This window comes from Zeaxanthinibacter enoshimensis, assembly GCF_004362865.1.
Lineage (GTDB): Bacteria > Bacteroidota > Bacteroidia > Flavobacteriales > Flavobacteriaceae > Zeaxanthinibacter > Zeaxanthinibacter enoshimensis.
Map to the genome: position 1 here is coordinate 51316 of NZ_SNYI01000002.1, position 19793 is coordinate 71108.

Sequence of the window (19793 nt, forward strand, 5' to 3'; positions counted from 1 at the left end):
ATTAACTTCTCTCATGAATTACGACGACCTTATAATACTGGGAATTTCCTTTGGTCTTGGCATGCTCAATGGCCTGCAACGGCAGTCCGAAGATGACCGGATCGCCGGCGTGCGTACTTTTACACTCATCGCTATCCTGGGTACCCTGGCCGGGTTCCTGACCCGGAACCTGGACAATCCTTACCTGGTTCCATTTTTTGGATTGGCGATCACTGCTTTCCTCGTGATGGGGAACGTGATAAAACTGCGGAAACTAGATGAAGCGCATATCGGGCAGACCACGGAAGTTGCTGCCCTGCTTATGTATGCCATTGGTGCGTACCTTGTCCTGGGTGACCGGACGATAGGGGTGCTGATGGGGGGAGGAATGGCTATCCTGTTATATGTAAAAGAACGCCTGCATGGACTTATCGAGAACTTGAAAGCAAAGGAGCTGAATGCTATCATGACATTCGCCGGTATTTCCCTGGTGGTGCTGCCTATCCTGCCCAACGAGACCTATGGCCCCTTTGATGTGCTTAATCCTTATAATATCTGGCTGATGGTCGTCCTGATCGTCGGGATCAGTGTGGTGGGGTATTTTATTTACAAGTTTGTAGGGACCAAGGTGGGGATCATTTCTAACGGTATTCTCGGGGGACTGATCAGCAGTACAGCGACCACGGTCAGTTATTCCAGGAAGACCAAAGAGACAGCCGATATTGGCAAGATGGCAGCCTTTATAATTACTGCGGCTTCTGCCATTGCCCTGGTTAGGGTGCTGGTAGAGGTTAGCGTGGTGGTGCCTGAAAAATTAGGATCCCTGATGACCCCTATCCTGGCCGAGTTTGTAATTATGGCCGGTCTCTGTATAGGGATGTTCTACCTCATCAATAAGGAACAGGAACAGGACGAGATGCCCGAACCTTCTAACCCCGCCCAGTTTAAAAGTGCATTGGTCTTTGGCTTACTTTATGCACTCATTCTCCTGGCCGTGGCCTTTGTAAAGGAAGAGTTCGGTAATAATGCCCTCTACGTAGTTTCTATCATCAGTGGTCTTACCGATGTGGATGCCATTACCCTATCTTTATCCCAGCTGATGAAAAAAGGAAGCCTCGAGGTGGAATCCGGGTGGCGGCTGATCCTGCTGGCATCGCTGTCTAATTTGCTGTTCAAAGGGATAATGGCGGCGGTCCTCGGAAGCAGGGAACTGACAAAATGGATTTCTATTACCTTTGGAGTATCCATAGCCGCAGGTTTACTGATCATGTGGCTCTGGCCTGAATCCTGGCATTTCTTTTAAGAATGATATTTAAAAAAAAACAAGACCCCCTGCAAATCATTGCGTTCCAGACTTACGGGACCAACAGCCACTTCTATGCGAAGGGCCGAGCGCTCGAAGATGAAAATATAGATCTTTCCAATAAAGGCTTCTGGAAACTGCTGATCAATACCTGGAAACGTTTCGAGACCGATGAAGTAGGGGATAGTCCAATAGACATCCACCTCCCGAATGGGAAGGTCATTAAGGCCAGGACCGACTCGGAAGGCTATTACCTGGCCGATGAAAAGCTGGAAGACCTTGAGGAATACGCCAACGAGGAAGGATGGTTGCCTTACGAAGTAACCTATGATACTTCCGGGGTTGATCCGACCCGGATCCGTGAAAACCGTTTCCCCGGGGAAATCCTTATACCCCCTGCCACAGCTGAATTCGGGGTGATCAGTGATATTGATGATACCATCCTGCATACAGGCGTGGTCTCTTCCCTTAAGTGGCAGGTGATCTTCAATACCGTTTTCAAGCGACCCGAAAAACGGACCCCCCTGGACGGGGCTGCCCAGTTTTACCACCTTCTGCACAGGGGGAAGACCGGGGAGGGTTCTAACCCTATCTTCTATGTCAGCCATAGTCCGTGGAACCTGTACCGCTACCTGGAACTGTTCCTGAAAGAACATAACTTTCCTAAAGGACCCATCCTGTTGAGGAGTTTTAAGAGTTTCCTGAACCGCAAGAAAGTGGTAGAGAAACCACAGAAGCAAAAAGAAATACTGAATATCCTGGAAACATACCCGAACCTGAACTTTATCCTGATCGGGGACAGCGGGGAGCACGATGCAGATATCTACATAGAGATCGCGGAAGCTTACCCGGAAAGGATCCTGGCTATCTACCTGAGGAGTGTAAAGCACCGAAAGCGGATGATGCGGGTAAAGGGGTTATTTAAATCGTACGAAACCGTACCCGTGCTTCTTGCCGAAGACAGTAAACAATTGTTCTCACATGCTTTTGAGAAAGGGTTTATCGCAGATCCCGGCCACTAGAAAAGTCCGTGGATCTCTGCATCGATCTTGTTGATCACAAAGCCGAGATCTTCCGGTTCGTCCACGAAGTTCAGGTTATCCACATCCATGATCAGGAGTTTTCCCTTGGTATAGCTTTGAATCCATGCCTCGTAACGCTCGTTCAGCCTGCTGAGGTAGTCTATAGAGATACTGTTCTCGTAATCCCTGCCTCTTTTATGGATCTGGTTCACCAGGTTGGGAATAGAACTTCTTAAATAGATCAGGAGGTCCGGCGGTTGTACAAAGGTCTCCATTAATTCAAAGAGACTGGTGTAATTATTAAAATCCCTGTTGGTCATCAGGCCCATGGCGTGCAGGTTGGGGGCAAAGATGTGAGCATCCTCGTAAATGGTCCTGTCCTGGATCACAGTTTTCCCGCTTTCACGGATCTTGAGGATCTGCCGGTAGCGGCTGTTAAGGAAGTAGATCTGCAGGTTAAAACTCCACCGTGCCATACTGGTATAGAAATCGTCCAGGTAAGGATTATCCACCACGTCTTCAAACTGGGCGTCCCAGTTGTAATGTTTAGAGAGTAACCTGGTCAGGGTAGTCTTCCCGGAGCCTATATTTCCTGCAACTGCAATATGCATGGCCATGTAACGATTTAGGGTTATGCGTTGTTCTGATAAAGGGACACAATATACAAAGTATCCGGGGTTCCCGAAAAAATAGTCGCGGAAATGCGCGCGGTAAATTCTGGGGTTCAAAATTTTTATTTCGAACCCAAATATGTACTTTTGTCACTGCGAATTGAGAGGACGGATTTGACTGATTGCAACCTCCCTGCCCGCGCACCGCGATACCCTTTACAATGGGGGTTGGGGAAAGAGGCAGGATAAAATGCTAAAGCAGTTTCCTTCACGCGAGTAAACTCCTTTACATTATTACGTCAGATCTGCCTCGTTACCTTATAAAGTATTGACGTATGGCTTATTTATTTACATCAGAATCTGTTAGTGAAGGACATCCCGATAAGATCGCGGACCAGATCAGTGACGCCCTTCTTGATAATTTCCTGGCATTTGACCCGGAGAGCAAGGTGGCTTGCGAGACCCTGGTGACCACCGGGCAGGTGATCCTTGCCGGGGAAGTGAAGAGCCATACCTACGTAGACCTGCAGGCCATTACCCGGGATGTGATCAACAAGATCGGTTATACCAAGGGAGAGTACCAGTTCAGCGGTGATTCCTGCGGGGTGATCTCGCTTATCCACGAGCAGTCACAAGACATTAACCAGGGGGTAGACCGTGGCGAGAAAGAAGAACAGGGAGCCGGTGACCAGGGGATGATGTTCGGGTATGCCATTAAGGAAACCGATAATTATATGCCACTGGCCCTGGATATTTCCCATAAGATCCTGAGTGAACTGGCTGCCCTGAGGAGAGAAGGGGACCAGATCACCTACCTGCGGCCGGATGCCAAGGCGCAGGTGACCCTCGAGTATTCCGATGACCATATTCCGCAGCGGATCGATACCATTGTGATCTCTACACAGCACGACGATTTTGACAAGGACAGTGTACGCATGCTGCAGATCATTAAGAACGACCTGCTGGAGATCCTTATCCCGCGGGTCAAGGCATTGCTTGCACCAGAAGTACAGGCCCTTTTTGACGACAATATCACTTACCATATCAACCCGACCGGGAAATTTGTCATCGGTGGCCCCCACGGGGACAGCGGACTTACCGGGCGGAAGATCATCGTGGATACCTACGGGGGCCGGGGAGCTCACGGCGGAGGAGCATTCAGCGGGAAGGATCCAAGCAAGGTAGACCGCAGTGCGGCCTACGCAGCTAGGCATATAGCCAAGAACCTGGTAGCTGCCGGCGTGGCAGACGAAGTACTGGTACAGGTAAGTTACGCGATCGGGGTGGTAGAACCCACTTCTATTTTTGTCAATACCTACGGAACAGCGCATGTGGATCTCAAGGATGGAGAGATCGCGGAGAAAGTTTCCCAACTTTTCGATATGAGGCCTTTTGCCATCGAAAAACGCCTGAAACTGCGGAACCCTATTTACCTGGAAACCGCAGCTTACGGCCATATGGGGAAAGAGCCCAAAATGGTGCATAAAGTGTTTGAGTCGCCCTATAACGGCAGGGTCGAGATGGACGTAGAGTTATTTACCTGGGAAAAACTGGATATGGTAGAACCTATCCGCCAGACCTTTGGTCTCGAAGTTTTGGAAAATCACTAGGATTATCCGGCTTCGTACCTATATTTGTAAGACATAAGTTCAATTATTTACTGATCTGTTATCAAGAAAGGTGGAGGGAATAGACCCTGTGAAACCTTAGCAACCCTCTGCTCCTCATTGCAGAGAAGGTGCTACATTCTATCCCGTACAGACGGGAATAGATAACGCTGACGGGATTTACTTCCTTCATATCTTTCTTATAACATATTTATTACCCCTGTGCTGAACGCGGGGGATTCCAGGCCCATTGCAATATGCATTTGTGTATCAGCAGGGTCTTATAAACGATAGAAAGATATGTTACATCATTTAAGCATACCGTCCTTCAGGACCGATAGCGGGAGCACACAGGATATTGAGCTCTCTTACCAGTTGTTCGGATGCGAACTGCATACGGCCCCGGTAGTCCTCGTCAACCATGCCCTGACAGGGAACTCGAACGTCACCGGTGACGACGGCTGGTGGTCTGTACTGATCGGGCCTGGCAAATGCATCAATACCGAGAAATATACCGTGCTGGCCTTTAATATTCCCGGTAATGGTTATGATGGATTTGTTATCGAGAATTACAAGGATTTTGTGGCAAGGGATATCGCCAGGATCTTCCTCACCGGCCTGGAGCAACTGGGGATAAAGAGATTGTTTGCCCTGATCGGCGGATCACTCGGCGGGGGAATCGCCTGGGAAATGGCCGCCTTGAAACCCGGTCTTACCGAACACCTGATCCCTGTGGCGTCTGACTGGAAATCGACCGATTGGCTGATCGCCAATTGCCAGATCCAGGAGCAGTTCCTGGTCAATTCCAGGCAACCCGTCCACGATGCGCGTATGCACGCCATGTTGTGCTACAGGACGCCGGAATCATTCAAGGAACGATTTCAACGCAGTACTGACGAGGCTTCCCAGCAGTTTAACGTAGAGAGCTGGCTGATGCATCACGGTAAAAAACTGCAGGAGCGTTTCCAGCTGTCTGCTTATAAACTTACCAACCAGCTCCTGAAGACCATTGATATAACCAGGGACGGGGAGGAAGCCTTTACCCGCTTGCAGGACAGTGACACCAATATCCATATCATAGGGGTTGATTCGGACCTTTTCTTTACCGCGAAGGAAAATAAGGAAACCTTTAAACAGCTGGCACAGACCAACAGTAATGTGACCTATGGAGAGATCCAGTCCCTTCACGGGCACGATGCCTTCCTGATGGAGTATGAACAGATTCAGCAGTTGCTGAAACCCATATTTGAGGACCCGGCCAGTATTCAACGCTACAAGGTGCTGAAATTTGGCGGGGTTTCCCTTGCCAATGGAGAGGGTATAGGGAATGTGCTCCGGATAATTACTACTAAAGTGGAAGCCGGCCAGAAGCTCGCAGTGGTACTCTCTGCCCGGGAAAAAGCCACGGACCAGCTGGAAATTATGTTGCGGAAAGCCGCTGCCGGGAAAGATTTTAAGCAGGACTTTGAAGCTTTTGAACGCTATCAACAGCATACCTTCAGCAATGTAAAGCTCACTGATGAGTTCCGGGGCCTGTTCCAGTTGCTGGAAGGGGTGGCCCTGTTGGGAGATTACAGCGTTAAGACCAAAGACCAGGTGCTGGCATACGGGGAGCTGATCTCTGCACGCCTGCTCACAAAATTACTGATCGGGAAAGGAGTGAACGCTGTATTCCTGGATTCACGCAAACTGATCCGGACCGATGACAATTACGGTAATGCCCAGGTGAACGAGCTGGTCTCCAAAGAACAGGTGCTGCGCGAATTTGCGGAGCTAGAGCCCGGAGCCGTGCCGGTGATCACAGGCTTTATTGCTGCAAACAAGGATGGGGATACCACAACCCTGGGGAGGAACGGGAGCAATTACACGGCCTCCCTGCTGGCGAATTTCCTGGATGCGGAGGAGCTTCAGAATTACACCCATGTGGATGGTATCTACACGGCAAACCCGGACCTGGTTCCTGAAGCCCGCATCATTAGTAACCTGTCCTACAGCGAAGCCAACGAAATGGCTAATTTCGGGACAACTATCCTCCATGCAAAGACCATTATCCCCTTGTTGGAAAAGAATATCCCCCTACGAATTCTGAATACTTTCAACACGGACGGGGAGGGAACCCTGATCAGTGCGAAAGGAGGCCCGGAGGGCATCAAATCACTTTCGGTAATAGAGAACGAGGCCCTGATCAACCTGGAAGGCCGTGGACTGTTGGGGAAAGTAGGTGTGGATGCCAGGATCTTCAAAGCCCTGGGACAGGCGAATATCAACGTGGGAATCATCTCCCAGGGTTCTTCAGAACGGGGGATAGGCCTGGTAGTGGCTGCTTCCGAAGCGAGGCGCGCCAAGGAAGCGCTGGAAACCGAGTTTGAAGATGCCTTCCAGTCCCGCGATGTGAATACCATCACCATTACCGAGGATGTCTCGGTGATATCCATCATCGGGCAGGATCTCAGTACCTTTCACAAGCCCTATAATTCCCTCATCAAGAACCAGGTCGTACCCCTGTTGTTCAACAATACGGTTACGGGGAAGAATGTCAGCCTGGTCCTGAAAAAATCAGACCTTCACAAGGCCCTTAATGTAATGCACGGGCAGATCTTTGGGATCGCCAAAAAGGTGAATCTCGCGATCTTCGGTCATGGTAACGTGGGGGGGACCCTCGTTGACCAGATCCTGGATTCCCGGGAGAAGATCGAAAAGCGGAAAGGGATCAGCCTTAATGTCTTCGCCCTCGCCAATTCCAGGAAATTACTGCTGGATAAAGAAGGACTGAACAAGAACTGGCGGAAAGACATTGAGGAAAAAGGAGTGGCTTACAGCGTGGAAGCGGTGAAACAATACGCGCGGAACCATCACCTGGAGAACCTGATCGCAGTGGATAACACGGCCAGTGAAGATTTTGTAGCCCACTATTTTGAACTGGTTGAAGAAGGGTATGACCTGGTCTCTTCTAACAAGATTGCCAACACCCTTGGCTTTGATTATTACCAGCTCCTCAGGGAGGAACTGGGCAGGCACCAGAAACAGTACCTGTATGAAACCAACGTGGGGGCGGGGCTGCCGCTAATAGATACGATCAAGCTACTCCATTTATCAGGGGAGAACATTACCCGTATCAAAGGGGTATTCTCCGGTTCACTCAGCTATATCTTCAATAATTTTTCCCAGGAGGAGACCAGTTTTTCCGACGTACTTAAGGATGCGATGGAACGCGGACTGACCGAACCGGACCCACGGGAAGATCTCTCGGGGAATGATGTTGGCCGGAAACTCCTCATCCTGGCCCGGGAGCTCGACCTGCACAACGAATTCCCGGATATCAATATTGAGAACCTTATCCCGCCGGCCCTGAGAGAAGGCGAGGTGGAAGAATTCCTGGCCAGGAGGAACGAACTTGACGAACATTACAACAAGATAAAACAGCAACAACCAGCCGGACATGTCTTGCGGTACGTGGGAGAACTACACGGGGACCTGCGAAAGGAAAAAGGAAAACTGGATGTAAAACTGGTGTCCGTACCCCAGGAAAGTGCCCTCGGGCAGGTGAAAGGATCCGATTCGATAATCGAGATCTACACGGAATCCTACGGGGAACATCCCCTGGTCATACAGGGGGCAGGGGCAGGTGCCGCGGTAACCGCCCGGGGCGTATTCGGGGATATTCTGCGGATCGCCGAGAAAGGATAAATTACAGATGGATAAAATACAGATCATGAAAAAAAGAGAATTTGAGACCAATGCCATAAGAACCCAGATGGAAAGATCCTCTTTCCTGGAGCACTCCAGCCCGGTGTACCTCACCTCGAGCTTTGTCTTCGAGGATGCCGAGGATATGCGGGCTTCCTTTGCCGAGGAGAAGGACAGGAATATCTATTCCAGGTATTCCAATCCAAACAGTTCTGAATTTATTGAACGGGTATGTAAGATGGAAGGAGCCGAGGATGGATTTGCCTTTGCCTCCGGAATGGCAGCTGTCTTTAACACCTTTGCGGCTTTGCTGGAGAGCGGGGACCACCTGGTGTCATCCAGGAACATCTTTGGGTCTACGCACAGCCTGCTGACCCAGTTCCTGCCCAAGTGGAAGATCAGTCACGATTATTTCGGGATCACGGCCACTGAAGAAGAGATCGAGGCCCTGATCCGGCCCGAGACCAAGATGATCTATGCCGAGTCGCCCACCAACCCGGGGGTAGATATCCTGGACCTGCAGCTGCTGGGGAAACTGGCCAAAAAGCACGGGATACTGCTGGTAGTCGACAACTGCTTTGCGAGTCCATACCTGCAGCAACCTTTAAAGTTCGGGGCAGACCTGGTGATCCATTCAGGGACCAAGCTGATGGATGGGCAGGGCAGGGTACTGGCTGGGATCACGGTGGGCAGCCATGAACTGATCGATAAGATCTACAGGTTCTCAAGGATCACCGGTCCCGCTTTGTCGCCCTTTAACGCGTGGATATTGTCCAGGAGCCTGGAGACCCTGGCTGTCCGTGTAGACCGCCATTGTGAGAATGCCCTTGCCCTGGCGAAATTTTTGGAGAAACACCCGAAAATTAAGCGGGTCAAATATCCATTCCTGCCATCACACCCCCAGTATAAACTGGCTAAGAAACAGATGAAGGCAGGGGGGTGTGTAGTAGCCTTTGAAGTGGAAGGGGGCCTCAAGGCCGGCCGCAGGTTTTTTGATGCCATCCGGCTGCTGTCACTATCGGCCAACCTGGGAGATACGCGGAGTATTGTGACCCACCCTGCGTCTACCACCCATAGTAAGTTATCACCGGAAGAACGGCAGGAGACGGGTATTACAGATGGATTGGTCAGGGTTTCTGTAGGCCTGGAACATATAGAAGATATCATTGCAGATATCGCCCAGGCTTTAGGGGAGGAATAGCGAAGAAACCATGGGTCGGAAATGGAAGGTATAGTTCGGGAGCGGGATTTTTTTCTATCTTCGTACTATGCTTTCCAAAAAGACCAAATATGGGCTGAAGGCCCTAACATACCTGGCATCCCGGCCGGATAAAGAGCCGGTTCAGATCGCAGAGATCGCTGAACACGAGAATATTTCCCAAAAATTTTTAGAGAGTATTTTGCTTAGCCTGAGGAAGACCGGGTTTCTTGGTTCAAAGAAAGGAAAGGGTGGCGGATATTACCTGATCAAAGATGCTTCAGAGATTCCCATGACGACTGTAATACGGGTGCTGGAAGGTCCCATTGCCATGGTCCCCTGCGTTAGTCTGAATTTTTACGAGAAATGCGACGACTGCCCGGATGAGAACGAGTGTTCTGTCCACAAACTGATGCTGATGGTCAGAGACAGCGCCCTGGAGGTGTACCGAAATAATACCCTGGCCGATATACTTACCTGAGGCGTAAATTCTTCTGTTGCCATGTCTTTCTTTGCAAAATTGTCAATCTATAGGGATATCTTTTATTAATCTACTAAAACTATAGACTAATCCGGAAATTCTTCTCCCGGAATAGGCTTACATATCATTTTAATTCTATTTTTGTTTATCCTATTAAATCTATAGGGTAATTAAATATATAATATTTTGATCGCAGAGCAATTAATTCAAGGCAGGCAAAAGGCCAGCAGCTACCGGAGAGACCGGACATCTGAACATCCTAAACGCAGCATTGTAAAATCGATCAGCTGGCGGATCGTGGGCACTGTAGATACGATCATCATTTCCTGGGTGATCACCGGGACCTTAAGCGTGGCTTTTTCTATAGGTGCTGTGGAACTGGTCACCAAGATGGCCCTCTATTTTTTACATGAACGTATCTGGAACCGGATCAAATGGGGGAGGTAAACCTGTATTATTTAAAGTAATGTATTATGAGATTTTCTGATCAACAGCTAAAAAGTCTGAACGCACAGTTCAAAGGGATCCCACCGGAAGAAATTATCTCCTGGGCTATATCGTACGGGAAAAGCCCGGTGGTTACCACCAATTTCCGGCCTTACGAAGTGGCGATCCTGCACGCGGTGACCGAGGTAAAGAAGGATATCCCCGTGATCTGGTGCGATACCGGCTATAACACCCCCCAGACCTACAGGCATGCAGAAGAGGTAATTGCCAGGTTAGAACTGAATATTCACCTTTATGTGCCAAGACAGTCGACCGCCCACCGGGACGTGGTGCTGGGTATTCCGCAGGTAGAAGATCCCAGGCACGTCATTTTTACAGAACAGGTAAAACTGGAACCTTTCCGCAGGGCCATGGCAGAACACCGGCCTGATGTCTGGTTCACCAACCTCAGGAAGGGTCAGACCGCCCACCGCGATACCCTGGACATCCTCAGCCTGGATAAACAGGGAGTGCTCAAGGTGAGTCCTTTCTACCATTGGAACGATGCCCAGCTGGATGCCTATTTGCAGGAAGCAGGCCTTCCTAACGAGCATACTTATTTTGACCCGACAAAAGTTCTTGCGAACCGGGAATGTGGTCTGCACAGCTAGGCAGGCGGGTTGCATCCACTGATTTAGATATTTGAAAGGAGTAAACGCCTTTTACCAGGCAGTGCCTTTCTTGTTTTTAATATCCTATTAAGTTTATAGGAAAAATAGAGTAAAATGAGAAGTTTTAGAACAGAAATAGAGAATCCCATAGTAGAGCGAGATATCCTGGAACTGGATCGCAAGATCCGTGAGTTTAAGGAGGGAAAAGTTGACGAGGAGAAATTCAGGAGTCTCAGGCTTGCGCGGGGGGTATATGGCCAGAGACAGCAGGGGGTGCAGATGGTGAGGATCAAACTTCCTTACGGGAAGGTCACGGCACACCAGCTCAGGAGGATTGCCGATGTAGCGGATGAATATTCGACCGGGCGGCTGCATATCACCACCCGCCAGGATATACAGATCCATTACGTGGACCTGGAACGCACCCCGGAACTATGGGCAGAACTGGAAAGGGACCAGGTTACCCTTAGGGAAGCCTGTGGAAATACGGTTCGTAATGTAACCGCCAGTGAAACGGCCGGTATTGATCCCGAAGAACCCTTTGATGTATCCCCGTATGCCCAGGCAGTATTTGAATATTTCCTGAGAAACCCGGTAGGGCAGGAAATGGGCAGGAAGTTCAAAGTGTCTTTTTCTGCCTCGGACAGGGATACCGGGTTGTCCTATATGCATGATCTTGGCTTTATCGCCAAGCTGCAGCAAGGGGAAAGAGGTTTTAAAGTAATGCTTGGAGGCGGACTTGGTTCTCAGCCCCGGCATGCTGATACCCTATATGAATTCCTTCCTGCGGACAAGATCATTCCCCTGATGGAAGGTGTTATCCGGGTATTTGACCGTTACGGCGAACGCAAGAGCCGGGCTAAGGCACGGATGAAGTTCTTACTGAAAGACCTGGGACTGCAAGGGTTTAAAACCCTGTTGGAAGAGGAACAGACAGCCCTTCCCCACCGGAATTACCCAATAGATGCCGCAGCATACCCAGCGGTTAAAGAGCCGTCCAGGGAAGCACCACTTGTTGAAATCCAGGATGAAGAGGGTTTTGAATTGTGGAAAAAGACCAATCTCGTCACCCAGAAACAACCCGGGTATGTTGCCATAGGGATCAAGGTGATGCTAGGTGATTTCTATACAGATAAAGCCAGGCAACTGGCAGACCTGGTAGAACAGTACGCCGGGGGCGAGATACGGCTGTCATTACGGCAGAATATCCTGTTGCCCTATGTCCCGGAGAATTCCCTTCCTTTCTTCTATGAAGAATTGCGGAAGCTCGGGTTTGCAGAGGCGGGGTATAACAAGGCCCTTGATATCACTGCCTGCCCCGGAACAGATACCTGTAACCTGGGGATTGCCAGCAGTACCGGTATTGCTGCCGAACTGGAGCGGGTCATCCGCTCAGAGTACCCGCACTATACAGCCAACCCGGATGTGGTCATTAAGATCAGTGGTTGTATGAATGCCTGTGGCCAGCATAATATGGCCCATATCGGTTTCCAGGGCATGTCTGTCCGGACCCCTGATAAAAAGGTAGCGCCTGCCTTACAGGTATTGCTGGGGGGTGGCAACCTGGGGAACGGCCGGGGGAGGTTTGCCGATAAGGTGATCAAGGTCCCGAGTAAAAGAGGGCCGGCTGCGCTGAGGTTGATCCTGGATGATTACGAAGCTCATGGTAAGGGAGCGAGCTACGACGATTACTATGCCGAAAAGGGCCAGCTGTATTTTTACGAATTCCTGAAACCATTGTCCGATACGGATAACCTGGTCGCAGAAGATTTTATAGACTGGGGTAATGAAGAGCGTTATGAACAGGCTATCGGGGTAGGGGAATGTGCAGGAGTGGTCATCGACCTGGTGGCAACCTTATTATTTGAAAGCGAGGAGAAACTGGAACATTCAGCGCAATCTCTGCAAGCCGGGAAATGGGCCGCATCTGTCTTTTACAGTTATTCGGCCATGGTGAATGCGGCAAAGGCATTGCTCACCTCGGAAAACACCAAGACCAATACTCATGCGTCCATCATCAAAGATTTTGATAGCTGTTTTATCGAGTCCGGGAAACTTGAACTGGGCGGTTCCTTTGAACAACTCGTTCTGCAGATCAATAAGAACACTCCTTCCGGGGAATTTGCCGAAGCCTACCTGCAGCAGGCAGAAGCATTTATAGAGAAAGCGAAAGCGTACCGGGAAGTCGAATTAACAGAAGCCTGAAACCATGGAGAAGAGTATTACTTATAAAGAAAATTTGATCCCCGGGGGAGTTGCCGATGTGCAACCCAGGCTGACAGTTGTCGGTGCGGGTCCAGGCGATACAGAACTCATCACGATAAAAGCAATTAAGGCGCTGCAGTCTGCTGCTGTGATCCTGTACGATGCCTTGGTTGATACCGAACTGTTGGCGTACGCCCCGGCTGCGGAGCATATTTTTGTCGGGAAGCGCAAAGGGTGTTACGCCTACCAGCAGGAACAGATCAACGAACTAATCGTCAGCAGGGCCAGGTCTCACGGCCACGTGGTCAGGCTGAAAGGTGGAGACCCGTTCGTCTTTGGCCGGGGAGCGGAGGAGATGGAGTATGCGGCGAAAGAAGGTTTATCCGTCGCCATGGTTCCGGGTATTTCCTCCTGTCTCGCTGTTCCTGCATCCCAGCATATACCTACAACAAAAAGGGGAGCATCGGAAAGTTTCTGGGTGATCACCGGGACTACCAGGTCTCACAAGATCTCGGCCGATGTCGCACTTGCAGCAAGATCATCGGCTACCGTGATCATCCTGATGGGGATGTCCAAACTGGGAGAAATATGTGAACTGTTCCGTGAGCAGGGGAAAGGCGACTTGCCGTTAGCCATCATACAGAACGGCACCCTGCCGGATGAAAAAATTGGAATTGGCTCTGTGAATAGTATTGAGCAGGTGGTAAAGCAAAAACAGCTCGCCAACCCTGCCATCATAATTCTCGGGGAAGTTGTCAACCACCGCGCCGGGTTGTTAGCACTGACCTCCGGGATACACCAAGAGATACACGCATGAAAGAAAGAAACAATTTATACCCTGTCTTCTTAAAGACAAATACCCTGAAGATTCTCATTGTAGGTGGGGGCAACGTGGCTGAAGAAAAACTTCATTTCCTGACTAAATCCAGTCCGGATGCCGTAGTTACCATGGTTGCCCCATTTTTCAGGGACGGGACCAGGGAACTGGCGCTGGAATTTAACGTAGAACTCATCGAGGACGTTTACCAAACTTTCCACCTGCAAGGCAAACACCTGGTGATCGCTGCTACAGACCAGCCGGAGGTCAATATAAGGGTATACCGGGAATGCAGGGAACGCGATAAGCTGGTGAACGTCGCAGATAATCCCCCTTACTGCGATTTCTACATGGGCGGGATCGTGACCAAGGGTAATGTAAAGGTGGCTATCTCTACTAATGGAACCTCGCCCACGACTGCCAAGAGATTAAGACAATTCTTCGAGGAGGTGATCCCGGAAGAAATAGACCAGATGGTCCTGAACCTTAACGCTTACAGGAAGAAGCTGAAGGGAGACTTTGAGTATAAAGTGAAAGAGATGAACAAAGTAACCCGGAGCCTGGTCGGGGATGAAGTATTCCGGGATAAGCAGAATTGAGAATTAAGAACAGAAAAATATTATGATCAAGACAGATATCATCATCATAGGGGCGGGTCCCACCGGTTTGTTTACGGTCTTTGAAGCCGGATTACTTAAGCTGAAAACACATCTCATCGATGCGCTTCCACAACCGGGAGGGCAATGCTCCGAGATCTATCCCAAGAAACCCATTTACGACATCCCGGCCTACCCGGAGATCCTGGCCGGGGACCTGGTAGATCGCTTAATGGAACAGATAAAACCCTTTAGCCCCGGCTTTACCCTCGGCGAACGGGCACAAAACCTGGAAACCCTGGAAGACGGAACTTTCGTGGTAACCACCAATAAAGGGACTGCCCATAACGCTCCCGTTGTGGTCATTGCAGGCGGACTGGGGTCTTTTGAACCCCGGAAACCCCCGATCGGGAATATAGATGATTTTGAAGACAAAGGGGTCGCCTATATGATAAAGGACCCTGAGGTCTACCGTGACAAAAAGGTGGTGATCGCAGGCGGCGGGGATTCGGCCCTGGATTGGTCTATTTACCTGTCCGATATTGCAGCAGAAGTATCTCTTGTACATCGCAGAAACGAATTCCGCGGTGCCCTGGATTCTGTAGAGAAAGCAGCGGCACTGGCCAAGGCGGGCAAGATCAAATTATTTACAGAAGCCGAGGTGAAGAAGCTGTACGGGGATGAACACCTGGAAGCCGTCGTGGTAGAGCACAACGATAAGGCCAGGGGAGAATCTTACGTAGAAGCAGATCATTTTATTCCCCTCTTCGGGTTGTCACCGAAATTAGGGCCCATAGGGGATTGGGGGCTGGAGATCGAAAAGAATGCGATAAAGGTCAATAATTCGTACGATTACCAGACCAATATTCCAGGGGTATACGCCGTGGGGGATGTGAATACCTACCCCGGTAAATTAAAGCTCATCCTTTCCGGCTTCCACGAGGCCGCGGTTATGTGCCAGAGTGCTTACCAGAGGATCAATCCGGGTAAGCGGTTTGTAATGAAATATACCACGGTAGGAGGGGTCACCGGTTTTGACGGTTCGGTGAAGGAAGCCAAGAAAGAAGTGGTACAGAGTATCCTTGCCTGATCGTTCGGCAAATAGTTATCAGATACCGGCCACAGGATAAAAGTGGCCGGTTAAAATAAACGGCCAAATTCTTGCTTTTAAAAAGGCCGTACTGTTTCTTTGTACCAGTTCATTACCACATTGAAAGGTTATCAAGAAAGGTGGAGGGAATAGACCCTGTGAAACCTTAGCAACCCTTTATCTTTAAAGAAGGTGCTACATTCTATCCCGTACAGACGGGAATAGATAACAAAAAGAAAGGACTCCCTGTCCGTTCCCATCCCTGTCTTGATATATCCTTTCCTTGCTAAATACATTAAGAATTAGCTGTATGAGTAGGATAGAAGATATTTTAAAAAAACGCATCCTGGTTCTGGATGGTGCCATGGGTACCATGCTTCAACGCTATAAATTTGAAGAAAAGGACTTCCGGGGGGAGCGTTTTAAAGACTGGCCCAGCGACCTGCAGGGGAACAATGACCTGCTTTCCCTCACCCAGCCGGATGCTATTGCAGACATCCACAGGAAATATTTTGAAGCGGGGGCAGATATCGTGGAAACCAACACCTTCTCAGGCACCAGTATTGCCATGGCTGATTACGGGATGGAATCCCTGGTATACGAACTGAACTACGAATCAGCTCGTATCGCCCGCGAGGTCGCGGACGAATTCACCCGTAAGGATCCGGAGAAACCCCGTTTTGTCGCAGGGAGTATTGGTCCTACCAATAAAACGGCCAGTATGTCGCCCGATGTGAACGACCCTGGATTCAGGGCTGTTTCTTTCGAGGAACTAAAGGTGGCATACCGGGAACAGGCAGAAGCTCTGCTGGAAGGAGGAGTAGACCTGCTTCTCGTGGAAACCGTCTTTGATACCCTGAATGCCAAAGCTGCCCTCTTTGCCATCGAAGAGGTAAAAGAGGAAAAAGGTTCTGATGTCCCCGTCATGATTAGTGGTACTATAACAGATGCCTCGGGGCGTACCTTGTCCGGTCAGACCGCGGAGGCTTTCCTCATCTCCGTTTCGCATATCCCGATTCTTTCTATCGGTTTTAACTGTGCCCTAGGAGCCAGTCAACTGGTACCCCACCTGGAAGTCTTGTCAGCAAGGACCCGGGCAGCGGTTTCTGCCCACCCCAATGCGGGACTTCCCAACGCCTTTGGTGCCTACGATCAGTCGGCCCGGCAAATGGCAGACCAGATCAGGGAATACCTGGAAAAGAGCCTGGTGAATATAGTGGGCGGTTGCTGTGGCACCACCCCCGAACACATCAAAGCCATCGCAGAACTTTCTGCGCAATATAAACCCAGACCCTTTAGCCCGGTGTCTGATAAAGTAATACATCAGTAATATGGGCAAAGATCCAGCAGTACATACCAAAACCGGTGCCACGGAAGCTCCGCGCTATTTAAAATTATCCGGGTTGGAACCCCTGGTGGTCACCCCCGAAAGCAATTTCGTAAACGTAGGGGAACGCACCAACGTGGCCGGGTCCCGGAAATTCCTGAGGCTGATCAAAGAGGACAGGTTTGAAGAAGCCCTCGAAATTGCCAGGGAACAGGTAGAAGGAGGGGCCCAGATCATTGATATTAACATGGATGATGGCCTGATCGACGGGAAAGAAGCCATGGTCCGGTTCCTGAACCTGGTGGTTGCTGAACCTGATATTGCCCGGGTTCCCATTATGATCGACAGTTCTAAATGGGAGATCATAGAGGCCGGCTTGCAGGTGGTGCAGGGAAAATGCGTTGTGAACTCCATCAGCCTGAAAGAAGGAGAAGAAGAATTCCTGCGGCAGGCAAAACTCATCCGGCGTTACGGTGCGGCCGTCATCGTCATGGCTTTTGACGAGGTCGGACAGGCAGATAATTACGAGAGACGGATAGAGATTGCGAAGCGTTCTTACGAACTCCTGACAGAGAAGGCGAATTTTCCGCCTGAGGATATCATTTTTGACCTGAATGTTTTCCCCGTCGCCACAGGGATGGAAGAGCATAAGAGGAACGCGCTCGATTTTATCGAGGCTACCGCCTGGGTACGCCAGAATTTACCGTACTGCAGCGTCAGCGGGGGGGTCAGTAATGTATCCTTCAGTTTCAGGGGAAACAATCCCGTGCGCGAGGCTATGCATTCCGTTTTCCTGTACCACGCCATCCAGGCAGGAATGAATATTGGCATAGTAAACCCTACTATGCTCGAAGTTTATGACGATATCCCGCCAGAACTGCTGGAGAAAGTAGAAGACGTGATCCTTAACCGGCGGGATGATGCGACAGAACGGCTGCTCGAATTTGCGGAGACCGTGGTGGGCAAGGCCCGGGAAAACAAGACCGATCTCAGCTGGAGGGAAGAACCCCTGCAATCCCGTATCACAAGGGCCCTGGTTAAAGGTATAGACCAGTATATAGAAGAAGACGTGGAGGAAGCCAGGCAAAATGCCAAGCGGCCGATCGAAGTCATTGAAGGGCAGCTGATGACGGGGATGAACGTGGTGGGAGATCTTTTTGGAAGTGGAAAAATGTTCCTTCCCCAGGTGGTGAAGTCGGCGAGGGTCATGAAGAAGGCAGTAGCTTACCTGCTGCCTTACATAGAGGAAGAGAAGAAATCCTTACCACTGGCAGAACAGGGGAATGGAAATAACGGTAAGATCCTGATGGCGACCGTGAAAGGTGATGTCCATGATATCGGGAAGAATATCGTAAGTGTGGTCCTGGCGTGTAATAATTACGAGATCGTTGACCTGGGAGTAATGGTGCCCCCGGAAAAGATCATTCAAAAAGCCAAAGAAGAACAGGTAGATGTGATCGGGCTTAGTGGGCTGATCACCCCTTCCCTGGACGAGATGGTCTTTTTGGCCAAAGAAATGGAACGGCAGGGCTTCACGGTGCCTTTGTTGATCGGCGGAGCTACGACCAGTAAGGCGCATACCGCGGTGAAGATAGACCCGCAGTACAGTTCGGCCGTGGTGCATGTCAATGATGCATCCCGTGCCGTGACCGTCGTGGGAGACCTGCTTCAGAAAGAGCATTCGGCCCGCTACAAATCTGAACTTAAACTGGATTACGAATCCTTCAGGGAGAAATTTCTGAAGAGGGGCAAACAGAAAGAGTACCTGGATATCCGTGATGCCAGGGAAAACAAGTTCCGTATTGATTGGGAAAAGGATTCCCTGGTGGCGCCTGAGCAACCCGGCATACATGTCCTGGAGAACCAGGCCCTGGAGCCCTTGCTGGAATTTATTGACTGGACCCCTTTTTTCAGGAGCTGGGACCTGCATGGAAAATACCCGCAGATCCTCGACGATGAAGTGGTAGGGGCGCAGGCACGCGAACTCTTTGAGGATGCCCAGCTGATCTTGAAACGCATCCTGCAGGAGAAGCTGCTCAAGGCCAAAGCAGTGTGGGGGATCTTCCCGGCCAATACGGTAGCCGATGATGATATCAAAGTAGTTGTGCCCGAAGAGCTGCGTAAGGAAACCGGGAGTGATACCCTCACCTTCCACACCCTGAGACAGCAGCTGAAGAAGAGGGCTGGGGTGCCCAATTTTGCCCTGGCCGACTTTATTGTACCTGAGAGCAGTGGCCTCCGGGACCATATTGGCTGCTTCTGTGTGACTACAGGCTTTGGTACCCAGGAGCTGGCCTCAAAATTTGAGGAAGAACTGGACGATTATAACTCGATCATGGTCAAAGCCCTGGCAGACCGCCTTGCGGAAGCATTCGCAGAATACCTGCACCGGGAAGTCCGCAAGAAATACTGGGGATACAGCGCTGCTGAGAGCCTGGACAACAATGCCCTGATCGCAGAAGAATATTGCGGAATCAGGCCGGCGCCCGGCTACCCTGCCTGCCCGGACCACCTGGAAAAGAAGACGATCTGGAAGTTGCTGCAGGTAGAAGAGAGGATAGGGGTGACCCTGACAGAAAGCCTCGCCATGTGGCCTGCGGCCAGTGTGAGCGGCTATTACTTTGCACACCCGGAATCACGGTATTTCGGGGTTGGGAAAATTACGGAACAGCAACTCGCCGATTATGCAAACAGGAAAGGAATAGCGCTGGAAGAGGCCAGGAAATGGCTGGCACCTAACCTGGCCGAAGAAACCGATCAGAAATAAAAATAA

Annotated in this window: 15 protein-coding genes and 2 riboswitches; of the genes, 14 read left to right on the plus strand and 1 reads right to left on the minus strand. The window is 50.3% G+C overall.

All coding sequences use genetic code 11. The annotated features are described in order from the left end of the window. The first annotated feature begins 13 nt into the window (after window positions 1-13). On the plus strand, window positions 14-1282 hold the full coding sequence (locus CLV82_RS06465; RefSeq protein ID WP_133643519.1) for an MgtC/SapB family protein: 1269 nt from the start codon (window positions 14-16) through the stop codon (window positions 1280-1282). A 2-nt stretch (window positions 1283-1284) separates the two neighbouring features. Then, window positions 1285-2304 (plus strand): App1 family protein, encoded by a 1020-nt coding sequence (locus CLV82_RS06470; protein WP_133643520.1) that lies wholly within the window; start codon window positions 1285-1287, stop codon window positions 2302-2304. On the opposite strand, the gene CLV82_RS06475 is transcribed toward CLV82_RS06470, so the two are convergent. Next, a complete protein-coding gene (locus CLV82_RS06475) occupies window positions 2301-2915 on the minus strand; it encodes a deoxynucleoside kinase (protein WP_133644473.1) in 615 nt (204 codons plus the stop codon). The genes CLV82_RS06470 and CLV82_RS06475 overlap by 4 nt on opposite strands. A 335-nt stretch (window positions 2916-3250) precedes the next feature. On the opposite strand from CLV82_RS06475, the gene metK reads away from it, so the two are divergent. The 12 genes from metK (at window position 3251) to metH (ending at window position 19787) form a co-directional block, all read left to right on the plus strand. Next, window positions 3251-4525, plus strand: a complete 1275-nt coding sequence (metK, locus tag CLV82_RS06480) for a methionine adenosyltransferase (protein ID WP_133643521.1) — start codon at window positions 3251-3253, stop codon at window positions 4523-4525. A 55-nt stretch (window positions 4526-4580) separates the two neighbouring features. Continuing rightward, window positions 4581-4693, plus strand: a riboswitch (SAM riboswitch). 129 nt (window positions 4694-4822) lie between these two features. Beyond that, entirely contained in the window at window positions 4823-8209 is a 3387-nt protein-coding gene (gene thrA, locus CLV82_RS06485) for a bifunctional aspartate kinase/homoserine dehydrogenase I (protein ID WP_133643522.1), read from the plus strand. A 25-nt stretch (window positions 8210-8234) separates the two neighbouring features. Next, window positions 8235-9410 (plus strand): trans-sulfuration enzyme family protein, encoded by a 1176-nt coding sequence (locus CLV82_RS06490; protein ID WP_133643523.1) that lies wholly within the window; start codon window positions 8235-8237, stop codon window positions 9408-9410. A 67-nt stretch (window positions 9411-9477) separates the two neighbouring features. Next, window positions 9478-9888, plus strand: a complete 411-nt coding sequence (locus tag CLV82_RS06495; RefSeq protein ID WP_133643524.1) for an RrF2 family transcriptional regulator — start codon at window positions 9478-9480, stop codon at window positions 9886-9888. A gap of 186 nt (window positions 9889-10074) precedes the next feature. After that, a complete protein-coding gene (locus CLV82_RS06500) occupies window positions 10075-10335 on the plus strand; it encodes a DUF2061 domain-containing protein (RefSeq protein ID WP_133643525.1) in 261 nt (86 codons plus the stop codon). A gap of 26 nt (window positions 10336-10361) precedes the next feature. Then, entirely contained in the window at window positions 10362-10985 is a 624-nt protein-coding gene (locus CLV82_RS06505; RefSeq protein ID WP_133643526.1) for a phosphoadenosine phosphosulfate reductase domain-containing protein, read from the plus strand. A gap of 114 nt (window positions 10986-11099) precedes the next feature. Next, on the plus strand, window positions 11100-13190 hold the full coding sequence (locus CLV82_RS06510) for a HEPN domain-containing protein (protein WP_133643527.1): 2091 nt from the start codon (window positions 11100-11102) through the stop codon (window positions 13188-13190). Window positions 13191-13194: 4 nt separating this feature from the next. Continuing rightward, window positions 13195-14007, plus strand: a complete 813-nt coding sequence (cobA, locus tag CLV82_RS06515; RefSeq protein ID WP_133643528.1) for a uroporphyrinogen-III C-methyltransferase — start codon at window positions 13195-13197, stop codon at window positions 14005-14007. Further along, complete coding sequence (locus CLV82_RS06520; RefSeq protein ID WP_133643529.1) at window positions 14004-14606, plus strand: precorrin-2 dehydrogenase/sirohydrochlorin ferrochelatase family protein; 603 nt, start codon at window positions 14004-14006, stop codon at window positions 14604-14606. Before cobA ends, CLV82_RS06520 begins: the two co-directional genes overlap by 4 nt. A 22-nt stretch (window positions 14607-14628) precedes the next feature. After that, window positions 14629-15693, plus strand: a complete 1065-nt coding sequence (locus CLV82_RS06525; RefSeq protein ID WP_133643530.1) for an NAD(P)/FAD-dependent oxidoreductase — start codon at window positions 14629-14631, stop codon at window positions 15691-15693. A gap of 125 nt (window positions 15694-15818) precedes the next feature. Continuing rightward, a riboswitch (SAM riboswitch) is annotated at window positions 15819-15925 on the plus strand. 78 nt (window positions 15926-16003) lie between these two features. Further along, window positions 16004-17023, plus strand: a complete 1020-nt coding sequence (locus tag CLV82_RS06530; RefSeq protein ID WP_133643531.1) for a homocysteine S-methyltransferase family protein — start codon at window positions 16004-16006, stop codon at window positions 17021-17023. A 1-nt stretch (window position 17024) separates the two neighbouring features. After that, window positions 17025-19787 (plus strand): methionine synthase, encoded by a 2763-nt coding sequence (gene metH / locus CLV82_RS06535; protein WP_133643532.1) that lies wholly within the window; start codon window positions 17025-17027, stop codon window positions 19785-19787. The last annotated feature ends 6 nt before the right edge of the window (window positions 19788-19793 follow it).